The following is a 15,047-nucleotide window of genomic DNA, read 5'->3' on the forward strand; positions in this document are numbered from 1 at the left end:
CGGGGCGTTGACGGAGCGCGGTTGCGGCCCCGCACTTCCTTGATGGCGCTCCCACCTGGAATCGGCGTAGCCGCAGTGGTGCATGTGAGTGTGGGACGGCTGAAGCCTTGCACAAAAAGCCATCAAACGCTGACAAACCATCGAGTACGCGACGGCCCGCGCAAGGCCGCCGACAAGGGCCGGCAACGGCTGACAGCAGGCGAGGCCCGCGGGCAGAGGGAGCCGCGTCAGGCCGCGTTCGAGGACAGGGCGAAGGGACCGACGGGCCGCACACCGGGCGGGTCGAGCCGCGTGGTCCGCACCTGGACGAGGCCACTCGGCCGTGTCGGACCGGCGCTCGCCGCGCACGCACGCATACGGCCGCCAGCCGGCAGGCAGCAGGCAGGCAGGCAGGCAGGCAGGCAGCCGAGAGTCGGCAGGGTTGCCCAGGCCCGGTTGCCCGGTGCAGGACATCCGGCGCCGGAGGTCGGCGTCTCGCCCCTGTCCCGTTCGCCGTAGGAGCTATGGGCCGGCAAGGCGACGACGTGCGGCCGGTTCGTCCGCTACCAGGGCAGGGGACGGCCGTCGCGGAAGAAGCCGCCGGAGGGGCCGTTGTCGGGCAGCGTGGCGGCCCAGACGATGCCGGCCGCTCCGTCGCGTACCGGCCGCCCTCCGGGGCCGCCCATGTCCGTGGCGACCCATCCCGGGCACACCGCGTTGACGAGGATCCGGTCCGGCCGCAGCTCTGCCGCGAGCATCCTGGTCAGCGCGTTCAGGGCGGCCTTCGACGCGGTGTAGGCCGGGGTCCCGCCGCCCATGTTCGTCAGGGACGCCACCTCGCTCGACACGTTGACGATGCGCCCGTGCCCGCTCTTGCGCAGCAGCGGCAGTGCGGCCTGGACGAGGCGCCAAGGCCCGTACAGGTTCGTCTCCGCGGCCTCGTGCACCACCGCGAGGTCCGCGTCCACGGCCCGCTGCCAGGTGTCGTAGTGCACGGCCGCATTGTTGACCAGGACGTCGAGGCGTCCGTGGCGGTCGCGGATCTCGTCGACGGCGCGGGCCACGGAGTCGCCGTCGACGACGTCCAGGACGAGCGGGTGGACGTCGCGGTCGGCGAGCCGCGCGGCTGCGTCCCGCGCGGCCTCCGCGGACCGCGCGGACAGCAGCACCGTGTGCCCCTGGTCGGCGAGTTGCCGTGCCACCTCGTTGCCGATCCCCCGGTTCGCCCCCGTCACCAGCGTCACCGGTGCCGCCGCGGTCATGACCACTCCTTCGCTGTCCTGTGTGCCCTGGTTCGCTGTTGCTCTGTTCTCCGCCGGTCCGGCTTCTCTGCCGGTCCGGCTTCTCTGCCCCTGGGGCTCCCTGCCGCTCCGCTTCTCTGCGCTGGTGCGCCGCCGCGCTGCCCGGAGCGAGCCGGACGCCCGCCGCCCTACCCGCTCAGTCCGCGGCCGTCCACGCGGGCCCCGGCCTCGCCGTACACGAACCGCCGCGTCGACTCGATGAAGTCCTGCGGGAACCCGAGCGTGAAGTCCACCGCGGCGTCGAGCCGTTCCACCGCCTCGCGCGGCAGGTCGAGGCCGGCCGCGCCGAGGTTGTCCTTGAGCTGCTCGGCGGTCCGTGCCCCGATGATCGGGTGCACGGCGCGCGAACGGGCCCGTGTCCACGCGATGGCCACCTGCGACGGCGAGGCACCCACCTCGTCCGCGACCTCCTGGACCGCACGGGCCGCCGCGTGGTCGCGTTCGCCGAGCGAGTCCGGGTTCACCCGGGTCGCCGCCGCCCCGGCCCCGCCCGGGCGCGTGAACTTGCCCGACAGCACGCCGCTCGCCAGCGGGCCCCACGCCGCGACGCTCATCCCGAACGCGTCGGCCATCGGCAGAAGTTCGCGTTCGACGTCGCGGTTGAGGAGGTTGTACGGCACCTGGAGCCCGGCGAACGGCGTCCAACCGCGCCACTCCGCCAGCGTGTTCGCCCGCGCGACGACCCAGGAGGGGGCGTCCGAGATCCCGACGTACAGGACCTTGCCCGCGCGTACCGCGTCGTCGAGGGCACGCATGGTCTCCTCGATCGGAGTGTCGCGGTCCCAGATGTGCACCCAGTACACGTCGATGTAGTCGGTGCCGAGGCGCCGCAGGCTCGTCTCCAGCGACAGCCGGAGGTTCTTGCGGTGGTTGCCGGCCGCGTTGGGGTCCCCGCCGTCGCGGCTGAGCGTGTACTTGGTGGCCAGGACGAAGCGGTCGCGGCGGCCCTTGAGTATCGGTCCGAGGATCGCCTCGCTCGCGCCGTCGCGGTAGTTGACCGCGGTGTCGATGACGTTGCCGCCGGCGTCCTCGTACGCGTCGACGATGCGGCGGCTCTCGTCGGCCGTCGTGCCGACCGTCTCCGGGTCGCCGAACGTCATGGCGCCGAGGAACAGCTCCGAGACCCGCAGGCCGGTGTTGCCGAACAGGCGGTAGCGCATTATCGGTGCTCCTCGCGTCCTCGTGTACGTCGTCTCTGCGTACGTCTCCGGTGATCCTCGCGGCAATCTCGGCTGTGCGTCCAAGACCGCTCGTGATAGCCATCGGTTATGGATGTGCACCTGCGCGATCTGCGCTACTTCGTGGGCACCGCCGAAGAGCTCAACTTCACGCGGGCCGCCGAGCGGCTGTTCGTGTCCCAGCCCGCGCTGAGCAAGCAGATACGCCAGCTCGAAGACCACCTGCGGGTACGCCTCTTCGAACGCGACAAGCGGGCCGTCGCCCTCACCGCCCCCGGAGCCGCCCTGCTTCCCGCCGCCCGGGCGCTCCTGAGGGACTGGGACGAGGCGCAGCGCGCGGTCGCGGACGCGGCCGCCGCGGCGGCGGCCGTCCTCACCGTGGGCCTGTCCACCAGCGTCGGCCGCGCTCTGCTGCAAGGCGCGCGCGAGCGCTTCACGGAGCGGCGGCCGGGGTGGACGGTCAAGCTCCGCCAGATCAACTGGGACGACGCGACGGCCGGCCTCGCCGCGGGCGAGGTGGACGTGGCACTGCTGTGGCTGCCGGTGCCCGGCCAGGAGGAGATGAACCTGCACGTGCTGGCCACCGAGCCGCGCTGGGTGGCGATGCGTGACGACCATCCCCTCGCGGGCCGCGACAAGATCGCCTTCGCCGAACTACTCGACGAGCCGTTCCTGGCGCTTCCGGCCACTGCGGGTCCGCTGCGCGAGTACTGGCTCGCGGTCGACCGGCGCGACGGACGCGAGCCGCGCATCGGTGCGACCGTCTCCAACGCCGAGGAGACGTTCGCGGCCATCGAGGAGGGCAGCGGCATTGTCCTGCTGGCCGAGGGCAACGCGGCCATCTACCGGCGTCCGGGCGTCACCGCGGTACCCGTCGCGGACCTGTCCCCCTGCGAGCTGGCGCTCGCCTGGCGCACCGAGGACCACCGGCCGGTCATCCGCGACTTCATCGACGCGCTGGTCCGCGCCGGGTCGTGAAAGTCAGGTCCTGAACGACGGGCGGGAACCACAGGACCGGGACGGCAGGCCCCGAACCACCACCCCGAACCACCACCCCGAACCACCGGAACCACCGGAACCACCGGAACCACCGGACCGGAAACCGCGACAGCCCCGCCCTCGGGAGGCGAGGGCGGGGCCGTGATCGGCGTACTGGGCCCGGCTGTCAGGCCGCCGGGCACCGCACAGCCCCGGCTACGCGGCGGCCAGGAGCACGACGCCCGGCCCGCGCACCCGGATCCGGGTGCCGGCAAGCATCCGGGTCAGTGCGTCTCGGTGACCTTGGCGAGCGCGCGGGGCGCGTCCGGGTCGAGGCCGCGGGCCATGGTGATCTCGTACGCCAGCAGTTGCAGCGGCAGGATCTCCAGGATCGGCTGGACCTCCTCCGGCACCCCGGCCGGCAGCGCGAAGCCCACGCTCGCCCGGGCCACCTGGTCGGCCTGGCCGACGACCATCAGGTCGGCGCCCCGGCCGCGCAACCGTTCCAGGACCGGCTGGAGCGCCTCGCCGCCGCGCCCGTCCGGCACCACCGCGATGACCGGGCTGACGTTGTCGACCATGGCCAGCGGACCGTGCAGCAGGTCCGCACCGGAGAACGGCTGGGCGGGGATGTAGCTGGTCTCCATGATCTTCAGGGCCGCCTCGCGGGCGGTCGGGTAGCCGTACCCGCGCGAGGTGATCACCAGGCGCTGCGCGAAGCGGTAGCGCTGCGCGAGCTCGGCGACCTCGGACCGCCGGGCGAGGATGTCCGCGGCGTACTCGGGCAGTCGGGCGGCGTCCGTCCCGTCACCGCCGCGCAGGCCCTCGACGAGGAGGTACAGCGCCAGCAGTTCGGCGGTGTACGTCTTCGTCGCCGGCAGCGCCTTCTCCGGTCCGGCCAGGACGTCGATGTGGAACTCGGACACCGCGGCGAGCGCCGAGTCGGCGTTGTTGGTGACGGCGAGGGTGATCGCGCCGGCCTTGCGGGCCGCCTCGGTGGAGGCGACCAGGTCCGGCGAGCCGCCCGACTGGCTGACCGTGACGACGAGGCAGTCGGTCAGGTCGGGCCGCGCGCCGTACGCGGTCGTCGTGGACATCGAGGTGAGCCCGGCGGGCCTGCCGAGCAGCACCTCGACCAGGTACTTCGCGTACAGCGCGGCGTTGTCGCTGGTGCCCCGCGCGGTGAGCAGCACGAACCTCGGGCTGCGGGCGGCGACGGCGTCCGCGACCTCGCGGATGCGCGGCGCGCCTTCGGTCAGGATCCGGCGCAGTACCTCCGGCTGCTCGGCCGTCTCGGCGGACATGATCCCGCCGCGCGGCGTTGCGGCTTCGGTGCTCGCAGACATCGTTGTGGTGCCTTCCGTTGGTTCCCGGTTGGACAGCTCGGGTGGTCTGCCTCGGTGCGTTGCCCTGGGCGGACACCCCGGCGCGGAGCGCCTGGGCGGACGACCCCGGGCGGACTACTCGGTGCCGACCGGGATCAGTCCGTCCAGGACCCGCCCGGTCAGTGTCTCCGCCGCGGCGATGCCGCACACCCGCGCGGCGCCGTGCGTGGCGATGCGGGTGAGGCCCTGCGCGTCGCCGTATGGGAGACCCATCTCCACCACGACCGTGTCCGGCCGGACCGCGACGATGCCGGCCAGCATGTCGGCGGCGGCGACGTTGCGGTGCAGGTCGCGTACGACGACCACGAGCTGCCGCCCGTCCGCCGCGGCGAGCTGCGTGTCGACCAGGCCGAAGGTGGTCATGCCCGGCCGCGCGACGGTCGTGCCGGGGACCGCCTGGGCCAGGTACGCCCCGACGCCCCACGGCGTCTCGTCGCCCACCGCGATGTTGGTCTGCGACGTCAGCTCCAGCACGTGGGCGGGAGCCGTCACCGGGGTCAGCGGGCCCTCGACGCGGACCGCGCGCCGGGCGGCCGCCAGGCCGACGGCGTGGTCCCCGGGCTCGCCGCCGCGGTTGGCGTGCTCGCGGGTCCACGCCGCGAGTTCCGCGACGCGGGCGGCGGCGTCGGCGAGGCGCTCCTCGGACAGCCGGCCCTCGCGGACCGCCGTGACGATCGCGTCGCGCAGCAGCAGGACGGTGCCCTCGTCGCACAGTCCGCCGCCGACGCAGACCGCGTCGACGCCCGCGGCGAGCGCGCGCACCGTGCCGTCGGCGATGCCGTAGGTGTCGGCGATGGCGCCCATCTCGATGCCGTCGGTCACGATGAGGCCCTGGAAGCCCATCTCCTCGCGGAGCAGGCCGGTCAGGATCGGGCGGCTGAGCGTCGCGGGGTACTCGGCGTCGTAGGCCGGCAGCACGATGTGCGCGGACATGACGGCCTTGGCCCCGGCCGCGACCGCGGCACGGAACGGCACCAGGTCTCGGGCGGCGAGCAGTTCGCGCGACGCGTCGACGCGGGGCAGCCCGAGGTGGGAGTCGACGGCGGTGTCGCCGTGGCCCGGGAAGTGCTTGACGCAGGCGGCGACGCCGGTGGCCTGGAGGCCCTCGACGTACGCCACGGTGTGCCGGGCCACCAGCTGCGGGTCGGCGCCGAAGGAGCGCACGCCGATGACCGGGTTGTCGGGGTTGGCGTTGACGTCCGCGTCCGGCGCCCAGTCGAAGTTGACGCCGCAGCGGGCCAAGTCGCGGCCCAGCCCGGTGGCCACGGCCCGGGTGAGGTCGGTGTCGTCGACGGCTCCGAGGGCGAGGTTGCCGGGCCAGGAGCTGCCCTGGCGTACCTCGAGGCGGGTGACGTCGCCGCCTTCCTCGTCGATGGCGACGAGGATGTCGTCGCGTTCCTTGCGCAGCGTCGCGGTGAGTGCCGCGAGCTGCTCGGGCGACTGCACGTTGCGGCCGAACAGGCCGACGGAGCCGAGTCCGTCGGCGACGTGGCGGCGCAGCCAGTCGGGGGCGGTCAGGCCGGCGAAGCCGGGCTGCAGGACGGCCAGCGCGAGGCGGTCGAGCTCCTGGGACATCGTGGTCAGCCCTTCACCGCACCGGACGTGAGCCCGCCGGTGACTCTGCCTTGCAGGACCAGGAAGATGAGCAGGACGGGCAGCATGAACAGCGTCGCCGCCGCCATGGTGGCGCCCCAGTCGACGGTCAGGCCGTTGCTGAACTCGTTGAGCCACGCGGGCAGGGTGTCCTGCTTGGGGTCGCTGAACAGCAGCGTGTTGGCGAACGCGAACTCGTTCCACGCGGTGATGAAGCCGAACAGCGAGGTGGACAGCAGCCCCGGGGCGAGCAGCGGGAACACCACGCGGCGGAAGGCACCGAAGCGCGTACAGCCGTCCACGCGGGCGGCCTCCTCCAGCTCGACCGGGATGTTCGCGAGGAATCCGCGCAGCGTCACGATCGAGAACGGCAGCGTCATCACGAAGTAGATCGCGGTCAGGAACGGCAGCGAGTTGAGCATCTCCTGGTCGCGGCCGATCAGGAACATCGGGATGATCAGCGCCTCCCACGGCGCCATCTGCGCGATGAAGACCATGAGGATGAAGGGCGCGCGGCCCTTCCACTGCATGCGCGCGACGGCGAACGCGGAGAAGCACGCGACGATCAGCGCCAGGCCCACGCCGCCGACGGCGACCATCAGGCTGTTGCCCCAGAAGTTCCAGAAGTTCTCGATGTCGACGGCACTCTTGAAGTTGTCGAAGGTGACCGAGCTGGGCAGGAACTTCGGGGTGTCGGAGCCGATGTCCTTGGCCGGCCGGAAGGCGGTCAGGACCATCCAGTACACCGGGAAGATCATCACCACGAAGACGATGAGTGCGGCGATGTTGAGCGGGACCCGCTTGAGGACTCGCGACTTCAGGGGCGTCACTTGTCGGCCTCCCGCTCCTGCTTGAACAACTGACGGAAGTAGAAGACGAGCATCGCCGCGAGGATCAGGACGGTGACCGTCGAGATCGCGCCCGCGACGCCGTAGCGCTTGAGCTGCATGCCGGTCTGGTACGCGTACACCGGCAGCGTCGCGACGTCGGCGAGCGGGCCGTTCTGCCCGGCGATCGCCCAGATCTGCGCGAAGCACTTGAAGATCCAGATCACTTCGAGCGAGGTGACCAGCAGGAAGAGCGGGCGCAGCATCGGGAACGTGATGGACGTGAAGATCCGCACCGGGCCCGCGCCGTCGAGGCGTGCCGACTCGTACACCTCGTCGGGGACCGTGGTCAGACCCGCGTAGATGGTCAGCGTCGCGAACGGGATCGACTGCCAGACGATCAGCAGGATGATCACGGTCATCGTCGACTTGCCGTCGGCGAACCACGTGTAGTTGTCGAACGAGTCGAAGCCGAGCTTGACCAGCAGGTAGTTGGCGACGCCGTTGTCCGAGCGGAACATCCACTTGAAGACCGTGGTGGCGGCGATGATCGGCATCGCCCACGCGCACACCAGGCTGGTGAGGACGACGATGCGCATGGTCTTGCCGAGCTTGGTCAGCATCAGCGCGATCAGCGTGGAGATCACCATGATGGAGACCACGTTGATGCCGGTGAACCAGAAGCTCCGCCAGGTGACCCGCCAGAACTCGCCGTCCTGGAGGATCTCCTTGAAGTTGTCCAGCCCGATCCACTTGCCGGACAGGCCGAGCGTGAAGTCGCGGCGGCCGTACTCCTTGAAGCCGAGGATCGCGTTCTTGATCACCGGGTAGAGCAGCAGGAAGAGGACGCCGAGGATCGCCGGGGCGACCATCAGGTACGGACTGACGAGCTGAAGTGGTCCGCGTCTGCGGCGTGGGCGCTTGTGAGAGCCGGTCCCACCCGCCGGGGGGTCTGTCATCCGCGGAGGCTGCGTGGGCGTCGCGACCACCGCGTCGGCCTTGGAGGCTGACACAGGTGCCTTCCCGTCGTTCGGTGTCGGTAATCGGGCCGGAGCCGGTCCCGACGGGACTTCCCGTCGGGACCGGCCACGTGGTGCTGGTGAGCCGATCGGATCGGCGGACGATCCGAGTCGGGATCAGCTCTTGGTGTTGAGCACCTTCGCGATGGCTTCGTCGGCCTTCTTGCCCTCGGAGTCGGGGTTGCCTCCGACCAGCACGGCGGTCAGGTACGCCTTGATCGGGTTCGACTCCTCGACCGCGGCCCAGTTGGTGGTGACCGTCGCGGGGATGACGAAGCCCTTCTGCGCGCCCAGGGCCTGGGCCTGCGCACCCGGGACACCCTCGAGCGCGGTGACCTGGGTGGTCTTGCTCGGCACGTACACCAGCGCCTTGGCGAGCTTGACCTGCATCTCGTCGCTGTTGAACAGCTTGACGGCTTCGTACGCCAGCTCCTTGTTCTTCGACTTCTCCGGTATGAAGAGGTCCGAGCCGCCGGTCAGGGTCGCACCCGGGGCCGACGCGTCCTTGCCCGGGATCGGGAAGTAGTCGTACTGGTCCTTGAGCGCCGGGTTGTTCTTGACGACCGTGTCGAGCTCACCCGGGACGGCGATGAACTGCGCGATCTTGCCGCCGGCCGCGGCGACGGTCTCGGGCTGGGTCTTCTCGTCCGAGTCCTTCGGGCCCTTGCCGTTGGCGGCGAGGTCCTTGTAGAAGTTCACGGCGGCGGCGCCCTGCGGCGTGCCGACGTTGGACTTCCACTTGTCGCCGTCCTTCGTGGTGAGGTCGATGCCCTCGTCCTTCAGGAGGCCGGCGTAGAAGTACCAGTTCTGACCCGGCAGGTAGATGCCCTGCTGGTCGCCGGTGTTGAGCTTCTTGCTGATCTCCAGCCACTCGGCCCGCGTCTTCGGCGGCTGGACGCCGGCGGCGGCGAACGCCGCCTTGTTGTAGATCACGACGCGGTTGGCGGCGTAGAACGGAACGCCGTACTGCTTGCCGTCGAGCTTGCCGGGGCCGGCCAGACCGGGGATCCAGTCCTTGCCGCCGAGCTCGTCGACCTTGTCGGTGAGGTCCATGACGCCGCCCGAGGCCGCGTAGCCCGCGATCTGGGTGTTGCCGGCCTCGACGATGTCGGGGGCGTCGTTGCTGGCGAGGGCGGCGGTGATCTTCTCACCGATGCCGTTCCACTGCTGAACCTGGATGTCGACGGTGGAGCCCGGGTGGTCCGCCTCGAACTTGGCCTTGAAGGCGGTGTTGAACTCGTCGTTCGTGGACCCCTTCATGACCCAGATGGTGACCTTCCCGGTCTTGCCCGCGGCCGCGGGGGCACTGCCCGACGCTGCCGGCTTGTCCTTGTCACCGCTGTCCGAGCTGCCGCAGGCGGCAACGCCGGTGAGCGCCGCCGCGACACCCGCCGCGACGAAGAGACGACGCTTCACACCATCCTCCTCAGGATGTTTGGTACCGCTGCCGTGGGTTTCGCGTTTCCCCGCTTCAGACCCGTCGTGAGGGACCGGGCCTTCAGGATCCGCCTGGGGGGAAGGTGCTTTGCGAACCTGGACGAGGGTTGCGCGGTGACCACCAATGGTTTAGACCATTCCGGAGGTTGGCATAGACCAATTGGGGTGTCAAGGTTCCGCAGAAGACCTGCGGGCAGCCGTTACCCGACCGACATCTGAGCCGTGGTCCGCGCTGATCCGTGCGGCCCGTCACCCGTGCCGGTCCGGTCGTGCCACGATGGGGACCGAACGTGTCAGGAGGGCACAGGTGACGGCGGAACAAGGGGCGACCGCGATGGCGGCGGCGCCGAACGAACAGGACGCCGGCAACCCGGAGAGCGTGACGGGCGGGGACCCGGCCGCCGAGGGGGCCGCGCGCGAGCCGAAGTACTACCGACTCAAGAAGCACCTGCAGGAGCTGACCCAGACGCAGCCCCCCGGCACGCCCGTGCCGCCGGAGCGCACGTTGGCCGGGGAGTTCGACATCTCGCGGACCACGGTCCGCCAGGCCCTCCAGGAACTGGTGATCGAAGGGCGCCTGGAACGCATCCAGGGGCGCGGCACGTTCGTCGCCAAGCCGAAGGTCGCACAAAGCCTCCAGCTCACCTCGTACACCGAGGACATGCGGGCCCAGGGTCTGGAGCCCACCTCCCGTCTGATCGACATCGGCTACGTCTCCGCCGACGACCAGTTGGCCGAACGGCTCGCCATCAAGCCCGGCAACCGGGTGCTGCGCATCGAGCGCCTGCGGCTGGCCAACGCCGAGCCCATGGCGATCGAGACGACGCACCTGTCCACCAAGCGCTTCCCGTCGCTGCGCCGCACGCTCGACCGGTACACGTCGCTGTACACGGCCCTCGGCGAGGCGTACGACGTACATCTGGCCGAGGCGGAGGAGACCATCGAGACCGCCCTCGCCAACCCTCGTGAGGCGGGGCTGCTCTCCACCGACGTCGGCATGCCGCTCCTGCTCCTGTCGCGGCACAGCTTCGACACGTCCGGGGAACCCGTGGAGTGGGTCCGCTCGGTCTACCGAGGCGACCGCTACAAGTTCGTCGCGCGCCTGCAGCGCCCCCAAGGATGACACGGGACCACCTCAAACGGACATAAACCCTGCTTAAGGGACGATCAAGCCGTGTGACACGTGTCACCGCGGCACGTCATGTGGCACGTCCACGTCTACCTGTCCGCCGCAGCGGTGCCGCGGGGTGGCTGAAAAGTGCGGTGCCGGGAAGCCACAAGCCGGGCGGCCACGGTGGCCGGAAAACACGGTCACCGGAAAACACGGCGGCCGGGACAGGCGGCTGCTTGCTTCCGCCGGTCCCGGCCGTGCCTCGGAGAAATTGCCGTTCACTCCGACGCCTGTGCAGAGGCCGCGGGTCGCGTGCTCGCACCGGACCCACCGCCGGTGCGGGCTCCACGCCCGCCCCCGAATCCTCCCCCGCGACCCGCCCGCGGCACCCGGGCCGCGAGTCCGCACTGCACGGGACCTTGGTCCCGGAACGCGCCGTGGGACCTTGGTGCGGGGCACGGCCGCGCGGGACTTAGGCTCTCGACGTGAGCATTCTGGTCGTCTCCGGGACCGACACCGGTGTGGGCAAGACAGTCGTGACCGCGGCGGTCGCGGCGCTGGCCGCGACACGCGGCTCCTCGGTCGCCGTCGTCAAGGCCGCGCAGACCGGCGTCGCACCCGACGAGCCGGGCGACCTCGACGACATCGGGCGCCTCGCGGGCGTGACCGACCTGCACGAGTACGCGCGCTTCACCGACGCGCTCTCACCCGCCGCCGCCGCCCGCCTGAGCGGCCGACAGCCGGTCAACCTGTACGAGGTCGTGGCGACCGTACGCGAACTCGCCGAGACCCGCCGCCTCGTCGTCGTCGAGGGCGCGGGCGGGCTCCTGGTCCGCTTCGACGAGGAAGGCACCACCATCGCCGACCTCGCCCACACCCTCGGCGCCCCGGTCCTCGTGGTGGCCCGCCCCGACCTCGGGACGCTCGGCCACACCGCGCTGACCCTGGAGGCGATGGCGCACCGCGGCATCGACCTCGCGGGCGTGGTGATCGGTTCCTGGCCCGACACGCCCGACCTGGCCATGCGCAGCAACATCCGCGATCTGGAGACCCTGGCGGCCCGTCCGCTGGCCGGTGCCATCGGTGCCGGGGCGGGCGCGCTGCACCCCGCCGAGTTCCTGGGGGCGGCCCGCTCGGGTCTGGCTCCAGCGCTGGGCGGTACCTTCGACCCGGGCGCGTTCCGTGCCGCCCACGATCCAGCGCGAGGTGAACGGTGACGGAAACGCTCGATGTGACGAACCACGGCGCCCGGGACGACAGCCCGGCGGACGGCGACATCCTCGCCGTCGCGCGCGAGCAGGTGCTCGAGCAGGGCCGCGGACTCACCGCGGACCAGGTGCTCGAGGTGCTCGGCCTGCCCGACGAGCGCCTCGAGGAGCTGCTGCAGCTCGCCCACGAGGTCCGGATGCGGCACTGCGGTCCCGAGGTCGAGGTCGAGGGCATCGTGTCGGTCAAGACCGGCGGCTGTCCCGAGGACTGCCATTTCTGCTCGCAGTCCGGTCTGTTCCCGTCGCCGGTGCGCGCCGCGTGGCTCGACATCCCGTCGCTGGTCAAGGCCGCCGAGGAGACCGCGGCGACGGGTGCGACCGAGTTCTGCATCGTGGCCGCCGTACGCGGGCCCGACAAGCGCCTCATGGACCAGATGCGCGAGGGCGTCAAGGCCATCCGCGGGGCCGTCGACATCAACATCGCCGCGTCGCTCGGCATGCTGACGCAGGAGCAGGTCGACGAGCTCGCCGAGATGGGCATCCACCGCTACAACCACAACCTGGAGACCGCCCGCTCCTACTTCCCCAACGTCGTCACGACGCACTCGTGGGAAGAGCGCTGGGACACCCTGCGCATGGTGCGCGCGGCCGGCATGGAGGTCTGCTGCGGCGGCATCGTCGGCATGGGCGAGACCGCCGAGCAGCGCGCCGAGTTCGCCGGGCAACTGGCCGAGCTGGAGCCCGACGAGGTGCCCCTCAACTTCCTCAACCCGCGTCCCGGCACGCCCTTCGAGGAGCAGACGGTCATCGAGCCGCGCGAGGCGCTGAAGATCATCGGCGCGTTCCGGCTGGCCCTGCCGCGCACCATCCTGCGGTACGCGGGCGGGCGCGAGATCGCCCTCGGCGACCTGGGCACCGAGCAGGGGCTGCTGGGCGGCATCAACGCCGTCATCGTCGGCAATTACCTGACGACGCTCGGCCGCAAGCCGGAATCGGACCTGGAGCTGCTGGCCGACCTGCAGATGCCGGTGAAGGCGCTCAACCAGACGCTGTAGGTGCCGCGGCACGGCACCCGGAACGGGCGGGGCCGGTACGAGGGCAATCCTCGTACCGGCCCCGCCCGTTCCCGCGTTCCTGCGGAAAGCCCGAAAGCGTGTCGCAACGAGGCGGCACGGTTACGGTTCTTGTCGGAGGTGTCGGCATGTCGGGCTCGCACGCGCACGACCAGCACCACGACCAACGCCACAGCCAGGACCACGACCAAGAGCGCAGCCAGGAGCACAGCCAAGAGCACGGCCAGGAACACAGTCGGGGACACGGTCGGGACCGCACCCCGGAGCGCAGCCAGGACCGGCGGCGTCCGGAGACCGTCGAAGGGCACGGCGGAGACCTCGCGGTCGCGGCGCTCCGCGCACACGGGATCGACACCCTTTTCACACTGTCCGGCGGACACGTGTTCCCGGTCTACGACGGCGCGGTGAAGGCGGCCGAGCCCCTGCGCATCGTCGACGTTCGCCACGAGCAGACCGCCGTCTTCGCCGCCGAGGCGACCGCCAAGCTCACCCGCCGCACCGGACTCGCCGTCCTCACCGCGGGCCCGGGCGTCACCAACGGCGTGAGCGCCGTGACGACCGCGCACATGAACGGGTCGCCCCTGCTGGTGATCGGCGGCCGCGCACCGGCCTTCCGGTGGGGTTCCGGCGCGCTCCAGGAACTCGACCACCCGCCGCTGCTGGCCCCGGTCACCAAGCGGGCCGCGACCGTGCACGAGACCGACCGCATCGCGGCCGAGGTGGCCGACGCGGTGGCCCTGGCCGCCCGGCCGCACCGCGGACCGGTGTTCCTCGACGTGCCCATGGACGTGCTCTTCGACCGCGCCACGGTCCCCGCACCGGTCGCGGCCGAGCCGGTCCGGGCGGTCCCCGACCCGGTCGGGATCGCCACCGCGGCGGGCCTGTTGGCGGAGGCCCAGCGCCCAGTGCTGGTGTTCGGCCAGGACGTGTGGATGGACGGCGCCGAGGAGGCCGCCCGCCGCGCCGCCGAGACCATGGGGATCCCCGTCGTCGCCAACGGCATGGGCCGCGGCGTCCTGCCCAACGGCCACGAACTGTTGGTCACCCGGGCCCGGTCCACCGCACTCGGCGGCGCGGACCTGGTCGTCGTCATCGGCGCCCCGCTCGACTTCCGGCTCGGCTACGGCGTGTTCGGCGGGCGCGACGGCGCCACGCCCGCACGCGTCGTGCACCTCGTCGACTCCCCCGGCCAGCTGGGCGGCACCGCGCCGGTGGCCGCGTCCGTCTGCGGGGACCTGACACTCACGCTCGACGGCATCGTCGAGGCGTGGACGCGCAAGGGCAAGGCGTCGGCGTACCAGCGCTGGTGCGAGCACGTGCAGGCGGCGGTACGCACGGCCGCGCAGTCGGACCGGGCGCTGCTGCGCGGCAGCGGCGACACGATCCACCCGGTGCGCGTGTACGGCGAACTCCTGCGCGTGCTCGACGACGACGCCGTGGTGATCGGCGACGGCGGCGACTTCGTGTCGTACGCCGGGAAGTACGTCGAGCCCGCCCGGCCCGGCGGCTGGCTCGACCCGGGCCCGTACGGCTGCCTCGGCACCGGCCTCGGCTACGCGGTCGGCGCCCGGCTGGCCCGGCCCGACGCGCAGATCGTGTTGTTGCTCGGCGACGGCGCCGCCGGGTTCTCGCTGATGGACGTGGACACCCTGGTACGCCACAAGCTGCCCGTGGTCATGGTCGTCGGCAACAACGGCATCTGGGGCCTGGAGAAGCACCCGATGCGCATGCTCTACGGCTACGACGTCGCGGCCGACCTCGCCCCGGCGACCCGGTACGACGAGGTCGTGCGGGCGCTCGGCGGCGCGGGCGAGACGGTGGAGCGGGCGGAGGACCTCGGGGCCGCGCTGGGCCGGGCGTTCGCGTCCGAAGTGCCGTACCTGGTCAACGTGCTGACCGATCCGGAGGCGGTCTACCCGCGCAGCACGAACGGCGTGTGACGCGAACGGGATAAGGGA

At 71.5% G+C, this 15,047-nt stretch carries 12 protein-coding genes; 5 read left to right on the forward strand and 7 right to left on the reverse strand.

Annotated elements, in window-relative coordinates; genetic code table 11:
* Positions 1–542: 542 nt before the first annotated feature.
* Entirely contained in the window at positions 543–1,241 is a 699-nt protein-coding gene (locus ACWD12_RS00845) for an SDR family NAD(P)-dependent oxidoreductase (protein ID WP_450097772.1), read from the reverse strand.
* A gap of 167 nt (positions 1,242–1,408) precedes the next feature.
* On the reverse strand, positions 1,409–2,440 hold the full coding sequence (locus ACWD12_RS00850; RefSeq protein ID WP_450097773.1) for an aldo/keto reductase: 1,032 nt from the start codon (positions 2,438–2,440) through the stop codon (positions 1,409–1,411).
* A gap of 108 nt (positions 2,441–2,548) precedes the next feature.
* Here ACWD12_RS00850 and ACWD12_RS00855 point away from each other — a divergent pair, with 108 nt between their 5' ends.
* Complete coding sequence (locus tag ACWD12_RS00855; protein WP_450097774.1) at positions 2,549–3,436, forward strand: LysR family transcriptional regulator; 888 nt, start codon at positions 2,549–2,551, stop codon at positions 3,434–3,436.
* A gap of 284 nt (positions 3,437–3,720) precedes the next feature.
* On the opposite strand, the gene ACWD12_RS00860 is transcribed toward ACWD12_RS00855, so the two are convergent.
* From ACWD12_RS00860 to ACWD12_RS00880, 5 genes are all read right to left on the reverse strand, one after another.
* The gene (locus ACWD12_RS00860) at positions 3,721–4,782 is read right to left on the reverse strand and encodes an SIS domain-containing protein (protein WP_450097775.1); all 1,062 of its coding nucleotides are present in this window, start codon (positions 4,780–4,782) and stop codon (positions 3,721–3,723) included.
* 114 nt (positions 4,783–4,896) lie between these two features.
* Positions 4,897–6,396 (reverse strand): glycoside hydrolase family 3 protein, encoded by a 1,500-nt coding sequence (locus ACWD12_RS00865; RefSeq protein WP_450097776.1) that lies wholly within the window; start codon positions 6,394–6,396, stop codon positions 4,897–4,899.
* A 5-nt stretch (positions 6,397–6,401) separates the two neighbouring features.
* Entirely contained in the window at positions 6,402–7,235 is an 834-nt protein-coding gene (locus tag ACWD12_RS00870; protein WP_358362388.1) for a carbohydrate ABC transporter permease, read from the reverse strand.
* 5 nt (positions 7,236–7,240) lie between these two features.
* Positions 7,241–8,113: a carbohydrate ABC transporter permease gene (locus tag ACWD12_RS00875; protein ID WP_450097777.1), complete on the reverse strand. Its 873-nt coding sequence runs from the start codon at positions 8,111–8,113 to the stop codon at positions 7,241–7,243.
* 264 nt (positions 8,114–8,377) lie between these two features.
* On the reverse strand, positions 8,378–9,676 hold the full coding sequence (locus ACWD12_RS00880) for an extracellular solute-binding protein (RefSeq protein WP_450097778.1): 1,299 nt from the start codon (positions 9,674–9,676) through the stop codon (positions 8,378–8,380).
* A gap of 355 nt (positions 9,677–10,031) precedes the next feature.
* Between ACWD12_RS00880 and ACWD12_RS00885 the strand changes: the two genes are divergently transcribed.
* The 4 genes from ACWD12_RS00885 to ACWD12_RS00900 all read left to right on the forward strand — a co-directional run bounded on the left by ACWD12_RS00885 (position 10,032) and on the right by ACWD12_RS00900 (position 15,029).
* Positions 10,032–10,820 carry a GntR family transcriptional regulator gene (locus ACWD12_RS00885; protein ID WP_358362390.1) on the forward strand — a complete coding sequence of 263 codons (789 nt, stop codon included), beginning with the start codon at positions 10,032–10,034 and terminating at the stop codon, positions 10,818–10,820.
* A 473-nt stretch (positions 10,821–11,293) separates the two neighbouring features.
* Positions 11,294–12,025, forward strand: a complete 732-nt coding sequence (gene bioD, locus ACWD12_RS00890; RefSeq protein WP_358362382.1) for a dethiobiotin synthase — start codon at positions 11,294–11,296, stop codon at positions 12,023–12,025.
* Positions 12,022–13,071: a biotin synthase BioB gene (gene bioB / locus ACWD12_RS00895; RefSeq protein ID WP_450097779.1), complete on the forward strand. Its 1,050-nt coding sequence runs from the start codon at positions 12,022–12,024 to the stop codon at positions 13,069–13,071. The genes bioD and bioB overlap by 4 nt, the downstream gene beginning before the upstream one ends.
* Positions 13,072–13,217: 146 nt before the next feature.
* Positions 13,218–15,029 (forward strand): acetolactate synthase, encoded by a 1,812-nt coding sequence (locus ACWD12_RS00900; protein ID WP_450097780.1) that lies wholly within the window; start codon positions 13,218–13,220, stop codon positions 15,027–15,029.
* Positions 15,030–15,047 lie beyond the last annotated feature (18 nt).

Source organism: Streptodolium elevatio (assembly GCF_053592165.1).

Excerpts from the sequence above, each read along its gene's own strand:
- ACWD12_RS00845 (WP_450097772.1), bottom strand. The coding sequence starts at position 1,241 with ATGACCGCGGCGGCACCGGTGACGCTGGTGACGGGGGCGAACCGGGGG.
- ACWD12_RS00850 (WP_450097773.1), bottom strand. The coding sequence starts at position 2,440 with ATGCGCTACCGCCTGTTCGGCAACACCGGCCTGCGGGTCTCGGAGCTG.
- ACWD12_RS00855 (WP_450097774.1), top strand. The coding sequence starts at position 2,549 with ATGGATGTGCACCTGCGCGATCTGCGCTACTTCGTGGGCACCGCCGAA.
- ACWD12_RS00860 (WP_450097775.1), bottom strand. The coding sequence starts at position 4,782 with ATGTCTGCGAGCACCGAAGCCGCAACGCCGCGCGGCGGGATCATGTCC.
- ACWD12_RS00865 (WP_450097776.1), bottom strand. The coding sequence starts at position 6,396 with ATGTCCCAGGAGCTCGACCGCCTCGCGCTGGCCGTCCTGCAGCCCGGC.
- ACWD12_RS00875 (WP_450097777.1), bottom strand. The coding sequence starts at position 8,113 with ATGGTCGCCCCGGCGATCCTCGGCGTCCTCTTCCTGCTGCTCTACCCG.
- ACWD12_RS00885 (WP_358362390.1), top strand. The coding sequence starts at position 10,032 with ATGGCGGCGGCGCCGAACGAACAGGACGCCGGCAACCCGGAGAGCGTG.
- ACWD12_RS00900 (WP_450097780.1), top strand. The coding sequence starts at position 13,218 with ATGTCGGGCTCGCACGCGCACGACCAGCACCACGACCAACGCCACAGC.